The 20,794-nt window shown below is 72.0% G+C and carries 15 protein-coding genes; 8 read left to right on the top strand and 7 right to left on the bottom strand.

The features are described from left to right. Positions 1 to 12 precede the first annotated feature (12 nt). Together BA062_RS08460 and BA062_RS08455 are read left to right on the top strand one after the other, a co-directional pair. Positions 13 to 1,851, top strand: a complete 1,839-nt coding sequence (locus tag BA062_RS08460; protein WP_110335509.1) for an AMP-dependent synthetase/ligase — start codon at positions 13 to 15, stop codon at positions 1,849 to 1,851. Further along, positions 1,848 to 2,963: an acyl-CoA dehydrogenase family protein gene (locus tag BA062_RS08455; protein ID WP_110335508.1), complete on the top strand. Its 1,116-nt coding sequence runs from the start codon at positions 1,848 to 1,850 to the stop codon at positions 2,961 to 2,963. The genes BA062_RS08460 and BA062_RS08455 overlap by 4 nt, the downstream gene beginning before the upstream one ends. A gap of 236 nt (positions 2,964 to 3,199) precedes the next feature. Here BA062_RS08455 and BA062_RS08445 read toward each other — a convergent pair whose 3' ends face one another. Beyond that, positions 3,200 to 4,387 carry an ROK family transcriptional regulator gene (locus BA062_RS08445; RefSeq protein WP_110335507.1) on the bottom strand — a complete coding sequence of 396 codons (1,188 nt, stop codon included), beginning with the start codon at positions 4,385 to 4,387 and terminating at the stop codon, positions 3,200 to 3,202. 166 nt (positions 4,388 to 4,553) lie between these two features. Here BA062_RS08445 and BA062_RS41290 point away from each other — a divergent pair, with 166 nt between their 5' ends. Both BA062_RS41290 and BA062_RS08440 read left to right on the top strand, forming a co-directional pair. After that, a complete protein-coding gene (locus tag BA062_RS41290; protein WP_391357827.1) occupies positions 4,554 to 4,676 on the top strand; it encodes a putative leader peptide in 123 nt (40 codons plus the stop codon). A 64-nt stretch (positions 4,677 to 4,740) separates the two neighbouring features. Then, positions 4,741 to 5,661, top strand: a complete 921-nt coding sequence (locus BA062_RS08440; RefSeq protein ID WP_110335506.1) for a sulfite exporter TauE/SafE family protein — start codon at positions 4,741 to 4,743, stop codon at positions 5,659 to 5,661. Between the two features lie 54 nt (positions 5,662 to 5,715). Here the strand turns inward: BA062_RS08440 and BA062_RS08435 are convergent, their stop codons facing one another. The 6 genes from BA062_RS08435 to BA062_RS08410 all read right to left on the bottom strand — a co-directional run bounded on the left by BA062_RS08435 (position 5,716) and on the right by BA062_RS08410 (position 16,040). After that, the gene (locus BA062_RS08435; RefSeq protein ID WP_110335505.1) at positions 5,716 to 6,600 is read right to left on the bottom strand and encodes a MurR/RpiR family transcriptional regulator; all 885 of its coding nucleotides are present in this window, start codon (positions 6,598 to 6,600) and stop codon (positions 5,716 to 5,718) included. A 7-nt stretch (positions 6,601 to 6,607) separates the two neighbouring features. Further along, on the bottom strand, positions 6,608 to 12,106 hold the full coding sequence (locus BA062_RS08430) for an ATP-binding protein (protein WP_110335504.1): 5,499 nt from the start codon (positions 12,104 to 12,106) through the stop codon (positions 6,608 to 6,610). A gap of 192 nt (positions 12,107 to 12,298) precedes the next feature. Next, complete coding sequence (locus tag BA062_RS08425; RefSeq protein ID WP_245959734.1) at positions 12,299 to 13,039, bottom strand: GntR family transcriptional regulator; 741 nt, start codon at positions 13,037 to 13,039, stop codon at positions 12,299 to 12,301. 2 nt (positions 13,040 to 13,041) lie between these two features. After that, a complete protein-coding gene (locus BA062_RS08420) occupies positions 13,042 to 13,473 on the bottom strand; it encodes an FmdB family zinc ribbon protein (RefSeq protein WP_110335503.1) in 432 nt (143 codons plus the stop codon). A gap of 10 nt (positions 13,474 to 13,483) precedes the next feature. After that, on the bottom strand, positions 13,484 to 14,302 hold the full coding sequence (locus BA062_RS08415) for an N-acyl homoserine lactonase family protein (RefSeq protein WP_110335502.1): 819 nt from the start codon (positions 14,300 to 14,302) through the stop codon (positions 13,484 to 13,486). Between the two features lie 49 nt (positions 14,303 to 14,351). Beyond that, entirely contained in the window at positions 14,352 to 16,040 is a 1,689-nt protein-coding gene (locus tag BA062_RS08410; protein ID WP_245959733.1) for a long-chain fatty acid--CoA ligase, read from the bottom strand. 126 nt (positions 16,041 to 16,166) lie between these two features. On the opposite strand from BA062_RS08410, the gene BA062_RS08405 reads away from it, so the two are divergent. The 4 genes from BA062_RS08405 to BA062_RS08390 are packed head-to-tail and all read left to right on the top strand — an operon-like array spanning position 16,167 to position 20,794. Next, complete coding sequence (locus BA062_RS08405) at positions 16,167 to 17,624, top strand: aldehyde dehydrogenase family protein (protein ID WP_168213906.1); 1,458 nt, start codon at positions 16,167 to 16,169, stop codon at positions 17,622 to 17,624. 11 nt (positions 17,625 to 17,635) lie between these two features. Then, positions 17,636 to 18,724: a Zn-dependent alcohol dehydrogenase gene (locus tag BA062_RS08400; protein ID WP_110335500.1), complete on the top strand. Its 1,089-nt coding sequence runs from the start codon at positions 17,636 to 17,638 to the stop codon at positions 18,722 to 18,724. After that, a complete protein-coding gene (locus BA062_RS08395; protein WP_110337103.1) occupies positions 18,721 to 19,938 on the top strand; it encodes a CoA transferase in 1,218 nt (405 codons plus the stop codon). Before BA062_RS08400 ends, BA062_RS08395 begins: the two co-directional genes overlap by 4 nt. Further along, positions 19,931 to 20,794: an HTD2 family dehydratase gene (locus BA062_RS08390; RefSeq protein ID WP_110335499.1), complete on the top strand. Its 864-nt coding sequence runs from the start codon at positions 19,931 to 19,933 to the stop codon at positions 20,792 to 20,794. Before BA062_RS08395 ends, BA062_RS08390 begins: the two co-directional genes overlap by 8 nt.

Raw genomic sequence — 20,794 nt, 5'->3', positions numbered from 1 at the left:
GGAGCACCGATCATGACCACCGCATCCGACGTGCGCGAGAGCGCCGGGACCTGGACGGTCCCGTCCCTGATCCGCCGCAACGCCGAGGCCCACGGCCCGGCGCCGGCGCTGACCGGCGACGGCACGACGCTCAGCTGGGCGGAGCTGCGCGAGGCCGTGGCCTCCGCCGCCCACGGGCTCAAGGCGGCAGGGCTGCGGCACGGCGACCGCATGCTCATCGACGTCTCCGCCCGGCCGGAGCACTGGATCGCCGACTTCGCCGCCGTGCACCTCGGCGCCCTGCCGTGCACGACCTACGCGACCCTGAGCACCGAGCAGGTCCGCCACGTCGCGACCCACAGCGCGGCGACCGTGATCGTGCTGGAGGGCGCCGCCCAGCTGCACCGGTGGGGCCCGGTGCTCGGCACGCTGCCAGCGCTGCGCGCCGTGGTGGTGCTCGACGCCACCGCGATCCCCGAGGGCGACGCCCGGTTCGTCGCCTGGGACGACCTCATGAGCGGCGGCGCCGAGCTACACCGCCGGGACCCGGCCGAGCTGGAGCGCTGGACCGGCGCCGTCCGGGCCGCCGACCCGGTGACGATGATCTACACGTCGGGAACCACCGGCACCCCCAAGGGCGTGGTGCTGAGCCACAGCAACGTCCTCTACCAGAGCGCGGCGCAGGAGCTGCTCAACCCGGTGGAGCCGAACCCCCGGCTGGTGGCCTACCTGCCGCTGGCCCACATCGCCGAGCGCGTGCTCGGCATGTACCTGCCGGTGTTCAGCGCGGCACACGTCACCGTCTGTCCTGAGCAGACACAGCTGCTGCCCACGCTGAAAGCCGTGCGGCCGCACGGCTTCTTCGGCGTGCCGAGGGTGTGGGAGAAGATGGCCGCCGGGATCCAGGGCATCCTCGGCTCCCTTCCGGAGGAGCACCGCGCGCCGATCGACAAGGCCCGCGAGGTGGCGGCGCGCGTGTACGAGATCCGCGCCGACGGCAGCGAGCCGCCCGCCGAGGTCGCCGCCGCGTTCGAGCAGGCGGACGGCGCGGTGCTGCGGCCGCTGCGCGAGCAGCTCGGGCTCGACCAGGCGACCCGCTTCGGCAGCGGCGCCGCGCCGATTCCCGCGTCGGTGCTGGAGTTCTTCGGCAGCCTCGGCATCACGATCATGGAGGTGTGGGGCCTTTCGGAGACCACGGGTGCCGCGACGTCGACGTTCGTCGACAAGTACCGGGCGGGCACCGTGGGCATGCCGATGCCGGGCATGGAGCTGCGGCTGGCCGAGGACGGTGAGATCGAGGTCCGCGGCCCGCTCGTGTTCGAGGGCTACCTCTCCGCCGACGGCACCATCGAGCGCGCGACCGACGCCGACGGCTGGCTCGCCACCGGCGACATCGGCACCGTCGACGAGGACGGCTTCCTGCGGATCACCGACCGCAAGAAGGAGCTGATCATCACCTCCAGCGGCAAGAACATCGCCCCCAGCAGGGCCGAGGGCCTGCTGCGCGCGCACCCGCTGGTGGGCTACGCGGCCGCGATCGGCGACCAGCGGCCGTACGTGACGGCGCTGCTGGTGCTCGACGAGGAGGCCGCGCCCGCGTGGGCGAAGGCACGCGGCCTCGAGACCACGGACCTCGGCGAACTGGCCGGCCACCCCACGGTGCGGGAGGAGCTGCAACGCGCCGTGGACGGCGCCAACGAGGTGCTGTCCCGGCCGGAGCAGGTGAAGCGCTACCACGTGCTCGCGAAGCCGTGGACGCCGGAGACCGGCGAGCTGACCCCGACGCTGAAGCTCAAGCGGCGCGTCATCGCCGACCGCTACGCCGCCGACATCGAGTCCCTGTACGCGACGGAAGGAAAGACAGCACAGTGACCAGCACCCTGACCCAGGACCAGCGCGACCTCGTCGACGCCGTCGGCGAGTTCTGCCGTCGCGAGGTGACCGGCGAGCTCCGGCGGCCCCACGACGACGCGCTGTACCGCAAGATGGCCGGCCTCGGCTGGCTCGGCATCGCCGTGCCGGAGTCCTACGGCGGCGCGGGACGCGGCATGCGCGACCTGGTGCTGTTCCTCGAGACCACGGCCTGCCACCAGGCGCCGATCGGCGGGTTCGCCACGTCGGTGATCGCGGCGGCGGCGTACGAGAAGTTCGGCAGCGACGAGCAGAAACGGCGTGTGCTCACCGACTTCCTGAACGGCGAGGTGCTGTCGATCTCGATGTCGGAGCCCGGGGCGGGCTCCGACGTGGGCGCGCTGACGTGCCGGGCCGAGAAGCGCGAGGGCGGCTGGGTGGTCAACGGCCAGAAGACGTGGTGCTCCAACGCCCACCTCGCCGAGCACATCCTGCTCGTGGCGCGGACGTCCACGGAGGGAGGCAAGCACGAGGGGCTGACGATGTTCTCCGTCCCCGCCGGCTCCGAGGGTCTGGAAATCCGCGGCATCGACACGATGGGCGGCCGGGAGGTCAACGACCTCTACTTCACCGACTGCCGGCTTCCGGAGGACGCCGTTGTCGGGGTGGAGGGCAGGGCGTGGCCACAGCTGATGGCCGGGCTCAACACCGAGCGGATGATCCTCGCCGCCGTGATGCTCGGCACCGCGCGCAGGGCGTTCGACGACACGGTGGCGTACGTCAAGCAGCGGGAGCAGTTCGGCCGCCCGGTCGGTACCTTCCAGGCGCTGCGGCACCGGCTCGCCGACCACGCGACGGAGCTGGAGTGCACGAGCCTGCTCGTGCACGACGTGGCGGACCGGATCGACGCCGACCCCGGCACGCTGTTCCCGAGGGAGGCGTCCATGGCGAAGCTCAAGGCGACCGAGTTCGCCAAGGCGATGGCGCTGGACGGCATGCAGATGCTCGGCGGGTACGGCTACGCCACCGAGTACGGCATGGAGGCCCTGCTCCGGTCCACGGTCGTGTCCACTGTGTACGGCGGGACGAGCGAGATCCAGCGGGACATCATCGGCAAGTCCTACGGCCTCTAGCCGCGAGTCGTGCACTCCCGCACGCGAGTCGTGCGCTCCAGCACGCGAGTCGTGCGCTCCCGCACGCGAGTCGTGCGCTCCCGCACGCGAGTCGTGCGTTCCGGTTCGCGAGTCGTGCACTCCGGCCGGTCGGGATGCACAACTCGCCGTCCTGAGCGCACAACTCGCCGTCCGGAGTGCACGACTCGGCGTCCTGAGTGCACGACTCGCGAGCCTGAGCGCACGACTCGCGGGGGTCAGGCGCCGAGGATCGACAGCGGGTGGTCGTACAGCTGCGTCAGCAGGCCCGTGCACGCCGCCATCGCCTGCACGTCGGGTCCGAACTGGGTCACCTCGACCAGATCGGTACCCGGTAGCGCGGTGGTCTCGCGGAACGCGCCGAGCAGGTCCCCCAGGTAGGCGGGCGCGTCGGTGACGGCCTGACCGCCGAGCACCACGAGCTCCGGGTTGACGACGTCGCGCAGGATGCCGACGGCGCGCCCGAGCGCCCGAGCGCGCTCGGTGAGGATCCGGTCGGCGTCCTGGTCCCCCGCCGCGGCCGCGCCGCGCAGCAGGCCGAAGTCCGGCGCGGCGATCACGCCCGCGCGCACGGCCCGCTCCACCACGGCCCGCTCGGCGACGGTCGCCTCGAGGCAGCCGGTCCGGCCGCACGCGCAGCGCACGTCGCCGCCGACGGGCAGGTGGGCGATGCTGCCGGACTGGCCGGGCCCCCGGTGCAGCACCCCGTCCACGGCGATCGCGACGCCGACCATCTCGCGCGCGTAGAAGTACAGCGAGCTCTGCGCCCTGCCCGCCGCGCCGAACAGCAGCTCCGCGGTGGCCATCGCCGGCACGTGGCCGTCGAGGTGCACGGGCAGCCCGGTCACGCCCTCCAGCACGGCACGGGCCGGCACGCCACGCCAGCCCAGCGGGCCGTGGTGCAACAGCCCGTGCTCGGCGTCCACCTGCCCGCCGATGGCGAGGCCGACGCCGATGATCTTGCGCTCGGGCCAGCTCCTCAGGAACGCGCCGACCTCGTCGGCGATGGCGCCGAGCACCTTCTCCGGCTCGCCCGACGGGGTCGCGATGCGCTCGCTGCCGAGCAGGCCACCCCGCAGGTTGGTGAGGCCATAGGTGGTGGTCGTGATGCCGATATGCACCCCGCACGCGGCGATCACGTCGTCGTTGAGGTCCACCGGCACCGTGGGCCTGCCCACCTCCCTCGTGGCCGGGAGCCCGGGCACCTCGCGCAGCAGTTCCAGCTCCGCGAGCGCGGCGACCTGACGGCTCACGGTGGGCATGCTCAGCCCGGTCAGCCGCGCGATGGCCGCACGCGAGAGCGGGCCGTCCGTCCTGATCGCGCCCAGCACCGCCGCGGCATTGGACTCGCGGACCCCGCCTGCTCCCGGCACGTCCCGGACCGCCGCGGGCAACCTCTTCGCCACACCCAACCTCGCTTTCTTCACGGGTGAAATCAATACGTCCGCCGCCGCGCTGTCAAACGGTTCCGGCACCCGGGATGATCGCCACACTTAATTTCAAGGGGTTACCAATCATTTAATTTCACGCATTAAGAAACACCCTGCAAATAAGCCTTTCAAATCGTGAGAAATGGTGGACCAGGCCGTGGACGTCTGCCACGATCGGGGCATGGGAGGGCAATCGGCAGTGCTCGTCGAGCGGCGGCACATCGACCTGCAGCGGGTCAGTTCCGCATTGTGCCGCGTTTTCTGAACGACGTCCCCCACCCTCGCCGCGGCCATGAGCGTTCGCGGTTTCCTTCGAAGCTGAGGTCTGCATGCAAACACTCCTGCTGTTCGGACTAGCCGGTTTTCTCGCGCAGCTCGTCGACGGTTCGCTCGGCATGGCGTTCGGCGTGACGGCCACCACGACGCTGGTCGCGGCGGGCACCGTGCCCGCGGTGGCCTCGGCGGCGGTGCATCTCGCCGAGGTGGGCACGTCGCTGGCCTCGGGGATCTCCCACTGGAAGTTCCGCAACATCGACTGGCGCACGGTGGGTATTCTCGCGCTCCCCGGCGCGCTCGGCGCGGTACTGGGTGCCTACGTGCTGACGTCCCTGTCGACGGAGTCGGCCTCGGTCTGGATCACCACGATCCTGCTCGTGCTCGGCCTCTACGTGCTCATCCGGTTCGCCTTCCTCAAGCTCGGCAAGCTGATCACGACCAGGCGACCCGGCGCCCGCATGCTGGCGCCGCTCGGCCTGGTGGCCGGGTTCGTGGACGCGAGCGGTGGCGGCGGCTGGGGCCCGGTGGCCACCACCACGCTGCTCTCCTCGGGCAGGCTCGAGCCGCGCAAGGTGGTCGGCTCCGTCGACACCTCGGAGTTCATCGTCGCGCTGGCGGCCAGCCTCGGCTTTCTCTTCGCCCTCTCGGACGAGCACGACCTGAACTACACGGTCGTGGCCGGGCTGATGATCGGTGGCATCATCGCCGCGCCCCTCGCGGCATGGCTGGTCCGCAGGCTGCCGCCCCGCATCCTGGGCGCCGCGGCGGGCGGGCTGATCGTCTTCACCAACGCCAGGACGCTGCTCAAGGAGTTCGAGGCAGGCGACACGCTCACCACGGTCGTGCTCACGGCGATCGGCGTGCTGTGGGCGACCGGGCTCGCGGCGGCGATCCGCTCGGTCCGTGAGGAGAAGCGGATCAACGAGCTCGCCGGCGAGAGCGACGCCGACCCCGAGCGGCAGCCGGCCTCCTGATCTTCCGGAAAGGGACCGGGCCGCCGCGGTGACCACCGCGGCGGCCCGGTCGCGTCAGCCGCGCTGCTCGTACACGCCGAACTCGTCCAGCAGCGCCTCGTCGCGCAGCAGCGTGTCCCTGACCTCGTGGCCGAGCACCTGGGCGACCCCGGCGACCAGCGCCTGCGTCAGCGCCGTGAACGCGGTCACCGAGCGCAGCACCGCCGGGCCCGCCGCGTCGACGAAGAACGCCTGCTCCACGAGGGGCACCAGCGGCGACGACGCGTTGTCCGTCAGCGCCACGCACCGCGCCCCGCGTTTGCTCGCCCACTCCGTCGCCCGCACGGTGTCGGCGCTGTAGCGGTGGATGGAGATCGCCACGAACGCATCACCGTCGCGCACCCGGCGCAGGCTGTCGGTGAGCGAACCGGCCTCCCCGGTGATCGTCTCGGCGTCCTCCCGCACCATCCGCAGCAGGTAGCCGAGCAGGTACGCCGGGGCGTGGCACTTGCGCAGCCCGAGCACGTGCACCCGGGGTGCCTCGGCCAGCAGCCGCACGGTGGCGTCCCAGCTCGCGTCGTCCAGCCGCGCGAACGTCCTCGCGATGTTGGCCGAGTCCAGCTCGGCGGCCTGCCGGGGCAGCCAGCCGCCCCCGCCGTCGCCGCGCTGTTCGAGGCTGTCGAACCGGCGCAGCAGCTGGGCCTGCTCACGCAGCCGCTCCCGGCAGACCCGCTTGAGCTCGGGAAAACCCTTGAAGCCCACCGCGGTGGCGAAGCGCACCACGGTGGCCTCGTTCACGCCCACCGCCGACGCCAGGTCGGAGACGGTCATGAACGCGACGCCCTCGGGGTCGGCCAGCACCCGCTCGGCGAGCAGCCGGTGGGAGCGAGACAGTTCGGGCAGCCTGCGCTGCAGCCGCCCGGCCAGCTCGTCGAACGTCGCGGGTGCCTCGGTCGTCATGCCCCCATCATGCCGTGCGGCCCCGCTCGATGGCCGCGATGATCTCGGGGCGCAGGTCCTGCGGCCGGATCACGGCGTCCACCGAGCCCACCTCGACGGCGCGGCGGATGCTGTGCACGCCGTCGAACTCGGCGGCGACCTCGCCCAGCTTCTCCGCACGGACCGCCGCGCGCACGTCGGCGAGCCGCGTGCTCAGCTCCGCGCGCTCCCCTCCGCTCGCCTCGGCGATCCGGGCCTCGAGCTCGCGCACGCGCTCGTCGGCCGCCGTGCGCGCGTTGACGTCGCCCGCGAACACCACGGCCGCGGCGGGCGCGCCGCCGATGACCGACGCGAACGAGCCGTCCACGGCCAGCACCGTCATCGACGGGTTGAGCGCCTTGGAGAACACCACGAACGCGCCGCCGTGGTAACGCGAGATCACGCAGAACACGATCGGGCCGTCGAAGTTGACGATCGCGCGGCCGATCTCGGCGCCGTACTCCAGCTGCAGCTTGCGCATCGACTCCGGCGAACCGTCGAAACCGGACAGGTTGGCCAGCACCACGAGCGGGCGGTTGCCGCTCGCCGCGTTGATCGCGCGGGCCGCCTTCTTCGACGAGCGCGGGAACAGCGTGCCCGCGGTGTAGGTGTCGGGGCCGTCGGTCGGCGGGAACCCGCGCCGCGGCACCGACCGCGACTCGATCCCGAGCAGGCACACCGGATATCCACCCAGATGCACGTCCTGCACCACAGCGGTCTCCGCGTCGGCCATGCCCGCCCAGCGCTCCAGCACCGGGTGGTCCTGGTCGGCCACGGCGCGCATCACGGTGCGGATGTCGAACGCCTTCTTGCGGTCCGGGTTGGCCTCGCGGGAGAAGATCTCGCCCACGGTGGTGAAGTCGCTGCCGACCACGTTGTGCGGGAAGTCCGACACGTCCCGGTCGACCGGGTCGGAGGTCGGGGCCCTGCGCGGGCCGCTCTCGCCCGGCGCCACGTAGGTGTGGTCGTAGTGCGACATCAGCACGTCCTTCGCCCCGGCGAGGTCGGCGGCCCAGTACTGTGCCTGGCCGTTCGGCCCCATCACGCGGTCGTAGCCGCCGATGCCGAAGTTGTCCTCCGCCGAGACGCCGCCCGAGAAGTCCAGCGACTGCTTGCCGGTGAGCACCATCGCGGAGTCCGGCGTCATCACCAGGATTCCCTTGGTGTGCATGAGCATCGTGGCCTCGGCGTTCCAGTACGGCTGGGCGCCGACGTTGATGCCGGCCACCACGATGTTGATCTCGCCGCCGTCCTGGGTGAAGTGGACGATGCGCTTGAGCGCCGCCGCGACCCAGTCCATGTTCTCGGTGCCGGAGTTCATCGCGATCCGCGCGCCGGCCGACAGGGCGAACCACTCGACCGGCACCCGCATCCGCTCGGCGAGGTCGAGTGCGCCGATCACCCGCGCGCACTCGGGCTCGGACAGCGCGCCGAGCGCCTTGGTCGGGTCGCCGAGCAGCACCACGCGCGTGACGCCCTCGGGGTGCCGCGCCGTCGGCGTGCTCACCACCCCGGCCACGATCCCGGCCTTGTTCTGCCCCTTCGGCCGGTCAACGGGCACGAGCTCGCCCTTGTCGTCGAGGTCGTGCTCGGTGAACGTGCCCTCCGGCCCGGCGAGCAGGTCGGTGAGCTCGTACGGGTACACCGTGTCGCGACGGCGCGCGCGCAGCACCTTCTGGCCGTAGTCGTCGAGCGGCTGGATCAGCTCCGTCGGCGGGTCGGTGACGCGCACCCGCACCCCGGAGCCGACGTGGTAGGAGATCCGCACCGCGATGTCGGTCAGCTCGCCCGACTCCGGGTCGCGCTGCCTGCCGAGGAAGAGCACCTCCTCCAGGCCCGCGCCCGCGGTGGTCGGCAGGACACGCCGGGCGATGGCCTTGAGCTCGTCCATCGTCAGCTCGCTCGGCGGCCACACGTAGAGCAACACGCGGTTGGTGTCGAACCGCTTCTTCGCGGGCCGCCGCGCCTGCACGTTCCTGATCGCGTCGAGGCAGGCGTCGAGCGTGCCCTCCACGGCCGGCAGGGCGAGGATGCGGCCCTCCGAGTCGCGCAGCGGCGTGAGGTCACGCACCTGCGCCATCGCGACGAGCCGCTCGTCGGACGGGTTCTGCGGGGCGACGCAGCGGAACAGGTGCACCTCCTCGTCCGCCGACGGCAGCCGCGTGAGGTCGAAGTTCTGCCAGCGTTTGAGCTGCAGGCGCTGCGCGATGAGCGGGTGCAGGCCCCGGATGAGCCGCTCCTCCGTGAGCCCCGCCGCCGACGGCCGGAACGTGAAATGGTGGTGCATGGCGGCGCCGCTGCGCCCGGCGACGCTCGTGGTGATCCGCCGGACCTGGCCCGGCAGCGGCACCCCGGCGAGCACCTCGCGCAGCCGCGCCGACATCGCGTCGACGTCGTCGGGCTGGTCGGCCCAGGTGAGGTAGACGTCGGCCACGAGCGCGGCGGGCGCCTCGGCCCCGCCCGCCACCTCGGCGACCGCCCGCAGCGCGCCGGTCAGCTCGCCGAAGTCCGCGGCGGTGGCCACGAGCCGCAGCCTGCTGCCGTCGAGGTCGTACTCGGCGGTGACGCACGACCGGCCCGCCACCCGCACGTCGCGCACGTCCTGCAGGTTCCGGCTGTGGTAGTAGCGGCGGCTCAGCACCTCCAGCAGCGGAGCGAGGTCCGTGCCGGTCCTGCCGATCCGCTGCCCGAGCATGCGCACCAGCGGCTCGGGGCTCGCGACCATCTCCGCGATGCGCTCCTCGCGGTCGGGCGCGGCCGGGTGGGCGTCCAGATACCGCAGGTGGGCGCGGACGCGTGTGTAGATCTCGGCGCGGTTGCGGCGCAGCATCGGCTGGGCGGCCCAGCGGAACACGAGGCTGCGCGCGAGGTCGCCCACCACGGGGAACCGCAGCTGCGTGGCGACGATGAGGTGCTCCAGCACCTGGCCCACCGCCTCGCGCACGGAGTTGCCCGGCGCGGGCTCGGTGAGCCACTGCTGCAGCAGCGTGGTCACCACCACGACGTCGGAGGCGGCCCGCTGCTGCGCGAGGAAGATCCGGAAGACGGCGTCCTCCAGCTCCGGGGTGCGCTCCAGGTCGGTCACACCGTAGTACGTGAGCACGCGGGAGAGCCGGTTCTGGAACGTCTCGGAGAGCCCGGCCCGCTCCACGTCGAGGCTCTGCAGGTAGGTGTGGAAGAACTCGCGAGCGCTGTGCACGCGGGTGTCGGCGCGGTCCTCCTCACCGGCGGGCCGGTTGCGGGTCAGCTCGGAGAGGTCGGCGAAGACGCGCAGCAGCTCCACCTCGCCGCCGACCGGCCGCTCGCCCGAGGCCGCCAGCTCCGCGCGGGCGGCGAGGTAGTCCGACAGCACGCGGCCCTGGTCGTGCGGGTCGACGTCGTAGCCGAGCAGCAGGCTGCGCAGGTCGGTCAGGCCGCGCTCCACGCGCTGCCGCGCGGTCACGTCGCGCGGCTCCGGCGGCAGCTCGAGGTCCGCTCCCGGGGCGGCCTCCGCGCTCTCCTCGGCGGCGTCGTCGGCGAGCGGCTCCAGGCGCAGCAGGGCCGCGCCGGTCTCGACCTGGCTGCCCACCGAGACGGGCCGCTCCTTGAGCGTCGCGCGGAACGGCGCGCGCAGCACCGTCTCCATCTTCATGCTCTCCAGCACGAGCACGGGGGCACCGGCCTCCACCTCGGCGCCCACCTCGACGGGCGTCGCCACCACCAGCGCGGGCGCGGGCGAGCGCACGACGCCGCCCTCGTCGCGGCTGATGCGGTGGGTGACACCCTCCACCTCGACGAGGTGGATCGGGCCGTGGATGCCGGTGACGAAGCGGAAACGCCGCCCGTTCACCACGAGCTGGCCCGAGCGCGCGTCGAACCGGTCGATCTCGACGTCGACGGGCCGCACGTCCGCGCCGCCGTCGATGCCGACGCGGAACCGGCGGGGGCCCGTCCTCGCGACGCTCACGCGGTAGCCGGCGCCGCGCAGCTTGAGGTCGATGGGCCTGCCGCTCTCGTGCTGGACCTGCGGACGGCCGCCGTACGCGGTGGACAGCAGCCGCTGCAGCTCGGCACGTTCCTCGTCCTCGTACGCCTCGATCGCGGCCGCGGCGAGCGCGACGCCGGAATGCCGGCACGACACGAGCCGTCCCTCGCCGCGCACGCGGTCGATCCAGCCGGTGTCTGCGCTGGCGTCGATCACCTCGGGCTGGTCGAGCAGGTCGAGCAGAAAGCTCTTGTTGGTGGCGCCGCCCTCGATGAGCACGGTGGTCTCGGAGACGGCCCGGCGCAGCCGGGCCAGCGCCTCGTCGCGAGTGCGGCCGTAGGCGATGATCTTGGCGATCATCGAGTCGAAGTCGGCGGGGATCGTGTCACCCTCGCTGACGCCGGTGTCGACGCGGATACCGGGGCCCGCGGGCAGACCGAGCAGGGCGATCCTGCCGGGCGCGGGCGCGAAGTCGCGGTCGGGGTCCTCGGCGTTGAGCCTGGCCTCGACGGCGTGGCCGAGCTCGCGCGGGATCTCCCCGGTGAGGGTTCCGCCCGAGGCGACGTGCAGCTGTGCCTTCACGAGGTCCATGCCGGTGGTGGCCTCGGTGATGGGGTGCTCCACCTGCAGGCGCGTGTTCACCTCGAGGAAGGCGAACAGCTTCTGGCCGGGGTGGTAGAGGAACTCGACGGTGGCCGCGCCGCGGTAGCCCACCGCGACGGCGAGGCGCTCGGCCGAGGCTTTCAGCTCGCGGGTCTGCTCCTCGCTCAGCAGCGGCGACGCGGACTCCTCGATCACCTTCTGGTTGCGCCGCTGCACCGAGCAGTCGCGGACGCCGAGCGCCCACGCGGTGCCCTGGCCGTCGGCGATCACCTGCACCTCGACGTGCCGCGCGCCGGTCACCAGCCGCTCCAGGAACACGACGCCGCTGCCGAACGCGCGGGCCGCCTCCTGGCTGGTGCGTTCGTAGGCGTCGGCCAGCTCCTCGTCGGAGGTGATCACGCGGATGCCCCGGCCCCCGCCGCCCGCGGTCGCCTTGAGCATCAGCGGGTAGCCGATCTCCTTGGCGGCCAGCAGCGCGGCGTCGAGGTTCTCGACCGCGCCGCGGCTCCACGGCGCCACCGGGACGCCGACCTCCTCCGCGATGAGCTTCGCGCCGATCTTGTCGCCCAGCTTGCGCATCGCCTCCGCGCTCGGCCCGACGAAGGTCACCCCGAGCCGCTCGCACAGCTCCGCGAACGCCGGATCCTCGGCCACGAAGCCCCAGCCGACCCACGCGGCGTCGGCCCTGGTCTCGACCAGCGCGCGTTCGAGCGCGGCGAGGTCGAGGTACGGGCGCGCCGAGGCGGGGCCGAGCAGGTAGGCATGGTCGGCCTCCCGCACGAAGGTCGCTGTGCGGTCGGCGTCGGTGTAGAAGGCGACGGTCTCCATCCGTGGCCCGCCCTCGGCGTTCCGCTCCCGGACGGCATGGATCAGCCGCATCGCGGCCTCTCCCCGATTCACGATGGCGATGCGAGTGAACAAAACCGGCAAACCTCACAACTCACGAGCAACACGAAAGGCGACGACCGGTTCGCGGCCGTCGCCTGCACCTTGCCTCGTACTCTTCCGGTTACCGGCGGGTCGGCAAATGATCGGACTCAACCACGCCCCGCGCCCCGGCTTTGTAGGGTGTCGCCAAAAGGGGCCCCCTGCCCTCCTGCGCTAACCCGGCGGTCAGCTGAGGATGCCCTGGCGGGCGAGGTGGTCCACGAGCAGTTCGCCGATGTGCCGGATGTGCTCGGCCATCGCCGCGCGGGCGGCGTCGGCGTCCCGGGCGCGCAGCGCCGCGAAGACCGCGGAGTGGTCGTGCGCCGAGGCCGACGCCCAGCCCTCGATCTTGCCGAAGAAGCGCAGCGGAACGTAGCTCACCGTGAGGTTCAGCAGCGAGGCCATCCGCAGCGAGCCGGAGACCTTGTTGATGGTGCGGTGGATCTCGTGGTTGAGGCTGTCGACGAGCTCGGTGTCGCTCGCCCGCTCGGCCTCGGCGAGGCGGCTCTGGATCTCGTCGAGCCGGTCCAGCTCGGCCTCGTCGAGCCGCGTGGCCGCGCGGCCCGCGAGCTCGCCCGCGATGTAGGCCTGCACGTCGAACAGGTCACGCACGTCGCGGCCGGTGATCGGCACGACCCGGTAGCCCCGCCGGGGCTCCCAGCGCACCGACCCCTCGCTGTGCAGGATCATCAGCGCCTCGCGCACGGGCGTCTGGCTCACCCCCAGCTCCTCGGCGAGGTGCTCGGTGCGCACGAACTCCCCCGCGGGGAACTGCCCGACCATGATGCCTTCACGGACATAGGCGGCGACCCGCTCGCTCAGCTGCTGCTTGCCGCCGAAGCTGGCGCGCCGCGCCGGCGTTGCACCGGCCGTGGCGGGCCGCCCGCCCTGTCCGTCCATCGTCTCGTCACCCGCGAGTCGCGCCATTTCTATATTCTAGAGGGCGCCTTCCTGGCCTGACCGGCCTCCGCCGCCCCCTGGTTCGCGTCGCCGGACGACGCCGAGCGCTGGGCCAGCTCCTTGTAGGTCAGGGGCGCCTTTTCGAACACGCCCTCGTGCGCGGCGATCGCGTCCCGTTTCGTCGACAGCTCCGGGTACTTCTCCGCGAGCCGCTCGCGCCGGTCGAGGGTACGCCGCCACGCGGCGACGTACTCCCGGTCGCCCCGGCCGGTGCCCTCCCAGGACGTCGGCGCCTGGTCCGGACCGGCGGGCGGCCGGGCTCCCCCGGTCAGCGCCACCCGGCCGGGCAGCCGGTGGCTGTCGCGGCCGCACGCCGGGCACGCCTGGTCCGCGTCGCGCCAGCTGCGCACGAGCTTCTCGAACCGGGCCCCGCAGTCACAGCGGTAGTCGAACAGCGGCATCGGCCCCTCCTCACGTGTAGTAGTTGCCGGGCCCGGTCTTGAGCTGGGTGATCTGGTCCGCGCTGTGTCCGAACACGACGGTCGCGCCGGTCTGCTGCTCGATCTGCCGGATCTTCTCCACCGACTCGAACCAGGCGACGGTGTCGTAGACGATGCCCGCCGCGATCGGCGGCGGGCCGTAGCTCTCCTTGAGGTACAGCGAGTCCGACGTGAACAGCATCGTGCCGGAGTCGGCGAGGTCCACCTTCAGGGTCAGCGTGCCCCAGGTGTGGCCCGGCGTCCGCAACAGCGTCACGCCCGGCAGGATCTCGGTATCGGCGTTGATGGTGTCGAGTTCGAGGCCGTCGTAGTCGGACTTGATGTGGGCGCCCTTGTTGTAGCCGTCGAAGCTGAACGCGCCCTCCTTCTCGGCCTCGTCCACGATGATCTTCGTGCCGGTGTCGCGCCACAGCTGCGCGTTCGCGGCGTGGTCCATGTGCAGGTGGGACAGCAGCAGGTAGTCGATGTCGCCCGGCTCCAGGCCCAGCTGGGTCAGGCGCGAGTCGAGCCACATGTCCTCGGTGACCTCGTCGACGGGGAAGAACTGGTCGAGCCCGGTCGGCCCCCAGCGCTGCTCCCAGTCGCGCGGCACCCCGGCGTCCCACAGCAGTTTCTTGCCGTCGGGGTGCTCGATGTAGACGACGTGGGTGGGCACGGGGACCCAGTCCTTGAGCTTCTCCTTCTGCCCCGCGGTGGCCATCCGGCCGGGGTCGATGAGCAGCCACGTGAGATCGGCGTGCATGGTGCCGGTGGGGAGAATGGTGACCTTGAGCTTGTCCGCGTCCGTCATCGTTCCTTGTTCCTCCAAAATAGACACTTCATCGGGTCTTCGAGGTTCGTCAGGCCACGGTGAGGCCGAACCGGGCGCGCACCTCGTCCGCGCCGCCCGCGCCGTAGATGGCGCGGATCTCCTTCTTGTTGTACTTGCCGACGCTCGTCTTCGGCACCTGCGAGACGAACAGGAACGCGTCGGGGATCCACCACTTCGCGAAGCTGCCCATCAGGTACTCGCGCAGCTCCTCCTCGGTGATCGAGTCGTCGCTGGGCACGACGCACGCGAGCGGGCGCTCCAGCCACTTCTCGTGTGGCACCGACACCACCGTCGCCTCACGCACCTTCGGGTGCGCCATGAGGGCGTTCTCCAGGTCGATCGAGGAGATCCACTCGCCGCCGGACTTGATGAGGTCCTTCGAGCGGTCCTTGATGATCACGTAGCCGTGCTCGTCGATCGCGCCGACGTCGCCGGTGCGGAACCAGCCGCCGACCATGTTCTCCTTGGTCCGCTCGTCGTGGTAGTACTCGCTCGCGGTGAACGGCGAGCGCACCCAGAAGTCCCCGACGCTCGTGCCGTCCCAGGGCAGCTCCTGTCCCTCTTCGCCGAGCACCTTGATCTTCATGAGCGGGATGGGCTGGCCGCCCTTCTGCCGCAGCGCGTAGACGGCCTCCTCGCCCTGGTCGGCGAGCGTGCTCTTGGTGAAGTTGAAGCAGATCTGCGGCGTGCACTCGGTCATGCCGTAGCCCTGCACGACGTGGGTGCCGTAGGTCTGCTCCCACCACTCCGTGATCGCCCGTGACGGCGCCTGGCCGCCCAGCCACATGGTCTTGAGCGACGACAGGTCCCACTGCCGGTCGGAGGCGCGGACGAAGTCGCGCATCATCGTGCCGATGGTGACGGCGCCGTTCATGCCGGTGACGCCGAGGTCGGCCACCATCTCGACGTAGTCGCCGTCGGAGGGGTGGATGCCGGGCAGCACGAGCGTGGCGCCCTGCAGCAGCGCGGTGTGCGGGATGTTCCAGCCATTGCAGTGGAACATCGGCGCGACCTCGAGCCAGACCTGGCTCTCGCTCATGTTGAGCTTGTCGTGCATGGCGAGGCACATCGCCTGCAGCACCATCGCGCGGTGGCTGTAGAGCACGCCCTTGGGGTCGCCCGTGGTCGCCGACGTGTAGCACATCGCCGACGCGGTGTGCTCGTCGAACTCGGGGAACTCGAAGTCCTCGCTGCCGCGCGCGAGGACGTCCTCGTAGCGGTACACCGGATCGAGTGACGTCTCGGGCAGCGGACCGTCACCCATGACGATGAACGCGCGCACCGTCGGGATGCCCATGTCCACGAGCTGCTCGACGACGGGGATCTGGTCCTCGTCGATGATGAGGACGGAGTCCTCGGCGTGGTTGATCAGGTACGCCTGCTGCTCCGGGAAGAGCCGCATGTTGATCGTGTGCAGCACCGCGCCGATGCCGGGCACGCCGAAGTAGGTCTCGAAGTGCCGGTAGTGGTTCCACGCGATGGTGCCGACGCGCTCCCCGGGCCGCACGCCGAACTCGGTGAGCGCGCCGGCCAGCTTGCGCACCCGCTTGGCGTAGTCGGCGTAGGTGTAGCTGTGGTACTCGCCGGGCCCGAGCCTGGTGATGATCTTCTTGTCGTGGAACAGCCGCTCCGTGCGCCAGAGCAGGCCGCTGAGCAGGAGCTGCTCGTCCATCATGAGGCCGTCCGCCAACCCGTCGCCGGGACTTGACCTGGTCACGTATTTCCCTTTCGCATGGACACCGTGGATGCGCCCGCGGGGCCACCGAGGCCACCGCCGTCGGAACCGGCGGGCCATTCCGTGATGTGGATTACAGGGACCGGCTCATCTTGCACATTCTATAGAATGCAGTCAAGATGGCGACGTACCGCGATCGAAGGAGATCCAGTGAGTCATCGAAGCGACCTCTACCTCGACGGTGAGTGGGTCGCCGCAGGTAGCGCGGCGATCGCCGTGGAGAACCCCGCGACCGAGGAGACGATCGGCCAGGTGCCGGACGGCACCGCCGAGGACGTCGACAGGGCGGTCCGCGCGGCCCGGCGCGCCTTCCCCGGCTGGGCGGCGACGTCACGGGCGGAGCGCGCGGAGTACCTGCGGAAGCTGCACGACGGTCTCGCCAAGCGTCAGGACGAGATCGCCGAGCTCATCGCCACCGACGTCGGCACGCCCATGCGCATCGCCTCGCGCATCCAGGCCGCGCTGCCGCTGACCGACGTCTCCAGCTACGTCGACCTGCTCACCCGGGACGAGCCCGAGGAGAAGATCGGCAACACCCTGGTGGTGAAGGAGCCGATCGGCGTGGTCGCCGCGATCACGCCGTGGAACTACCCGCTGCACCAGATCACCTGCAAGCTCGCCCCCGCGCTCGCCGCGGGCTGCACCGTGGTGATCAAGCCCAGCGAGGTCGCCCCCTTGTCGGCGATCGCGCTGTTCGAGGCGATCCACGAGGCCGGCCTGCCCGCCGGGGTGGTGAACCTCGTCCACGGGCGCGGTCCCGTCGTCGGCGAGGCGCTCGCGACGCACCCCGAGGTGGACCACGTGTCGTTCACCGGCTCGGTACGGGCGGGCTCGCGCGTCGCCGAGCTGGGTGCGCGGACGATCAAGAAGGTCACCCTGGAGCTGGGCGGAAAGTCGGCCAACGTCGTGCTCGACGACGCCGACCTCACGACGGCGGTCAAGGTCGGCGTGGCCAACGCCTTCCTCAACGGTGGCCAGACCTGCACGGCGTGGACCCGCCTGCTGGTGCCCGCCGAGCGGCACGCCGAGGCCGCCGAGCTGGCGGGCGAGTTCGCCGCCGGGTTCGCGCCAGGCGACCCGCTGGACCCGAAGACCAAGCTCGGCCCGCTCGTGTCGGCCGCACAGCGCGAACGGGTCCGCGGCTTCATCGCCAAGGGCCTCGAGGAGGGCGCCCGCCTCGTCACCGGCGGCGCGGACACCCCGGCCGGGTTCGACCGCGGCTACTACGTCTCCCCCACGGTGTTCGCCGACGTCGACCCCGACTCGACCATCGCGCAGGAGGAGATCTTCGGCCCGGTGCTCTCGGTGATCCCGTTCCGCGACACCGACGACGCGCTGCGCATCGCCAACAACTCCCGCTACGGCCTGCACGGCGCGGTGTGGTCGGCCGACAGCGACCGCGCCCTCGCCTTCGCGCGCCAGGTGCGCACGGGCCAGATCGACGTCAACGGCGGCGCGTACAACCCGCTCGCGCCGTTCGGCGGCTACAAGCAGTCCGGCATCGGCAGGGAGATGGGACGGCAGGGCCTCGACGAGTACCTCGAAGTCAAGTCCATCCAGCTCTAGGGAGGGCCCTCGTGGTCAAAGCCGTCATCGTCGACGCACCCGGGCGACCGCCCCGGGTGGCCGACCTCGAACCGCGCACGCTCGGGCCCGGCGACGTGCGGGTGCGCATCGCCGCGGCGGGCGTGTGCCACTCCGACCTGTCCATGATCAACGGAACGCTCACGCCGGCGTTCCCGCTCGTGCTGGGCCACGAGGCGTCGGGCACGATCGCCGAGACCGGCGACGCGGTCACCGGGGTGGGCCCCGGTGACCGCGTCGTCCTCAACTGGGCGGCCGCGTGCCGCACGTGCTGGTACTGCCTGCAGGGCGAACCCTGGCTGTGCAGCGCGGTCGAGGGTGTCACGAGTGTCCCCAGTGGACGGCTGGCCGACGGCACCGAGGTGCACGCGTGCATGGGTGTCGGCGCGTTCGCCGAGGAGGTGGTGCTGCCCGCCCACGCCGTGGTGCCGCTGCCGGACGGCGTTCCGCTCGACCTCGCGTCCCTGCTCGGCTGCGCGGTGCTCACCGGCTTCGGTGCCGTGCGCAACACGGCGGGCGTGCGCAGCGGCGAGTCGGTGCTCGTGATCGGGCTCGGCGGAGTCGGCCTCTCGGCCGTGCTGGGCGCGAAGCTGGCCGGGGCGGGGCCGATCATCGCGGTGGACGTCTCCCCCGGCAAGGAGGAGCTGGCACTGGCCGCCGGTGCGACGCACTTCGTGCTCAGCGAGCCGAAGCTCGCCAAGCGCGTCCGCGCGCTGACCGGTGGCCGGGGCGCCGACCACGCCTTCGACTGCGTGGGTGCGCCCGCGACCATCCGTTCGGCGTGGGGCTCGGTGCGCCGGGGCGGGCGGTGCACGATCGTCGGCGTCGGCGGCCGGGACGCTGAGGTGACGTTCAACCCGCTGGAGCTGTTCCACTTCTCCCGGACGCTCACCAGCTCCATCTACGGCGCCTCCGATCCCGCGCGGGACGTCCCGCTGCTGGCCGCGCAGGTCGAGCTGGGCAACCTCGACCTCGCCACGCTGGTGACGCACCGGATCGGACCCGGCGAGGTGGGCGAGGCGTTCGAGCGGATGGGCACGGGCACGGGAGCGCGGTCGCTGCTCGCGTGGAGCGCGGCGTGACCGCTCCGCTGGAGGGTCTGCGCGTCCTCGAGCTGTCCAGCTTCGTCGCCTCCCCGCTCGGCGGCATGACACTGGCCCAGCTGGGTGCCGACGTGATCAGGGTCGACCCCGTCGGCGGCGGTCCCGACCGGCACCGCTGGCCGCTCGCCCCCGGCGGCGGAAGCCTGTACTGGGCGGGGCTGAACCAGGGCAAGCGGTCGGTGACCGTGGACCTCCGCTCGGCCGAGGGGGCCGAGCTGGTGGGCGACCTCGTGGAGTCGAGCGGGCCGGAGGGCGGGATCGTGCTGACGAACGCCCGCCCCCGGCCCGGCCTCACCTACGAGGAGCTGAGCGCGCGCCGTCCCGACCTGATCCACGTGCACCTGCTGGGCAGGCGGGACGGCGGCACCGCCGTCGACTACACCGTCAACGCGGCGACGGGCTTCGCGTGCGTGACCGGCCCCGAGGACCACGCGGGGCCGGTGAACCACGTGCTCCCGGCGTGGGACGTCGCCACGGGCCTCTACCTCGCCGTGGGCCTGCTGGCCGCCGAACGCAGGCGGGCCCGCACGGGCCGCGGCGAGCAGCTCACCGTGTCGCTGCAGGACGTCGCGCTGGCGACGGCCGGCAACCTCGGCTACCTCGCCGAGGCTCAGCTGTCGTCATCGCCGAGGCCCCGCATCGGCAACCACGTCTACGGCGACTTCGGGCGCGATTTCCCGACGCGGGACGGGGAGCGGATCATGGTGCTGGTACTGACGAACCGGCACTGGAGGGACCTGCTGGACATGACGGGCACGGCGGCCCCGCTCGGCGCGCTGGAGGAGCGGCTCGGTGCCGACTTCACGCACGGTGCCGACCGCTACCGGCATCGCGAGCTCATCGGCGGGCTGCTCTCGCCCTGGTTCGCCGAGCGCACGTGCGAGCAGGCGGAGGCCGCGCTCGGCGCCACCTCGGCGCTGTGGTCGCGCTACCGCACCTTCGCCGACGTGGCCCGCGACGACGACGGGACGCTGAAGACCCACCCACTGATGAACACACTCACCCAGCCGGGCATCGGCAGCTACCTCGCCCCGGGCCTGCCCGTGGTGTTCGGTGGCGAGCAGACCCCGGCGACCCCCGCCCCCCGGCTCGGCGAGCACACCGACCAGGTGCTCGGCGAGCTGCTCGGACTGTCCCCCGCGAGGCTCGACGGCCTGCGCGCGCGGGGCGTGATCGGAGAACCCCATGACTGATTCGCTCGAGACGTACCTGCGGGACTGGCGGCCGCGGCCGCGCACGGAGACCGGCGTCGTCGACGCCGGGCCGGTCGCGGCGCTGTCGGCCGTGCTCGACCAGCCCGTCGCCGCGGGCGCGGGCGAGGACCTGCCCCCGCTGTGGCACTGGCTGCACCTGCTGGAGTGGCCGCCGCAGAGCGACCTCGGCGAGGACGGGCACCCCCTCGCGGGTCACTTCCTGCCGCCGATCCCCGACCGGCGCCGCATGTTCGCGGGCGGCAGGCTCACCGTCGCACGCCCGCTGGAGACCGGGGCCGAGGTGGAGCGAGTGTCCACACTGGACAACTGCGTCGTGAAGGAGGGCCGCACCGGGGAGATGGCGTTCGTGACCGTGCGCTCCGAGTACCGGCAGCGGGGCGAGGCACGGGTCACCGAGGAACTGGACTACGTCTACCGCAGCGGCGACGACGCGCGGCGCTCGTTCACCACCGTGTCCGAGGCACCGCCCGAGGACGGGGCGCCGTGGCGGATCGTGCCGGTGACCGACCCCGCGGTGCTGTTCCGGTTCAGCGCGCTGACCGCCAACGCACACCGCATCCACTACGACCTTCCCTACGCCACCGGGGTGGAGGGCTACCCCGGGCTCGTGGTGCACGGCCCGCTGCTGGTGCTGCTGATGCTGGAGCTGGTGCGACGCAACACCGGTCGCCGGGTCGAGTCGGTGAGCTTCCGCCTGCGGCGGCCCGTGTTCGCGGGCGACCGGATCGTGGTGACGGGACGGCCGGAGGGCGACGGCGCGGAGCTGGCCGTCGCCAGCGCCGCGGAGCCGAGGCACGCCACGGCACAGGTGCGGTTCGCGGGATCGGAGGGCTGA

Origin of the sequence: Prauserella flavalba (assembly GCF_003202235.1) — a bacterium.
Lineage (GTDB): Bacteria > Actinomycetota > Actinomycetes > Mycobacteriales > Pseudonocardiaceae > Prauserella_A > Prauserella_A flavalba.
This window is presented reverse-complemented; position numbering and strand designations above follow the sequence as displayed.

What these genes read in the sequence shown, in the direction of transcription:
- BA062_RS08460 (WP_110335509.1), top strand. Translation starts at nt 13, where the DNA reads ATGACCACCGCATCCGACGTGCGCGAGAGCGCCGGGACCTGGACGGTC.
- BA062_RS41290 (WP_391357827.1), top strand. Translation starts at nt 4,554, where the DNA reads ATGGTGGACCAGGCCGTGGACGTCTGCCACGATCGGGGCATGGGAGGG.
- BA062_RS08440 (WP_110335506.1), top strand. Translation starts at nt 4,741, where the DNA reads ATGCAAACACTCCTGCTGTTCGGACTAGCCGGTTTTCTCGCGCAGCTC.
- BA062_RS08435 (WP_110335505.1), bottom strand. Translation starts at nt 6,600, where the DNA reads ATGACGACCGAGGCACCCGCGACGTTCGACGAGCTGGCCGGGCGGCTG.
- BA062_RS08425 (WP_245959734.1), bottom strand. Translation starts at nt 13,039, where the DNA reads ATGGCGCGACTCGCGGGTGACGAGACGATGGACGGACAGGGCGGGCGG.
- BA062_RS08420 (WP_110335503.1), bottom strand. Translation starts at nt 13,473, where the DNA reads ATGCCGCTGTTCGACTACCGCTGTGACTGCGGGGCCCGGTTCGAGAAG.
- BA062_RS08415 (WP_110335502.1), bottom strand. Translation starts at nt 14,302, where the DNA reads ATGACGGACGCGGACAAGCTCAAGGTCACCATTCTCCCCACCGGCACC.
- BA062_RS08405 (WP_168213906.1), top strand. Translation starts at nt 16,167, where the DNA reads ATGCAGTCAAGATGGCGACGTACCGCGATCGAAGGAGATCCAGTGAGT.
- BA062_RS08390 (WP_110335499.1), top strand. Translation starts at nt 19,931, where the DNA reads ATGACTGATTCGCTCGAGACGTACCTGCGGGACTGGCGGCCGCGGCCG.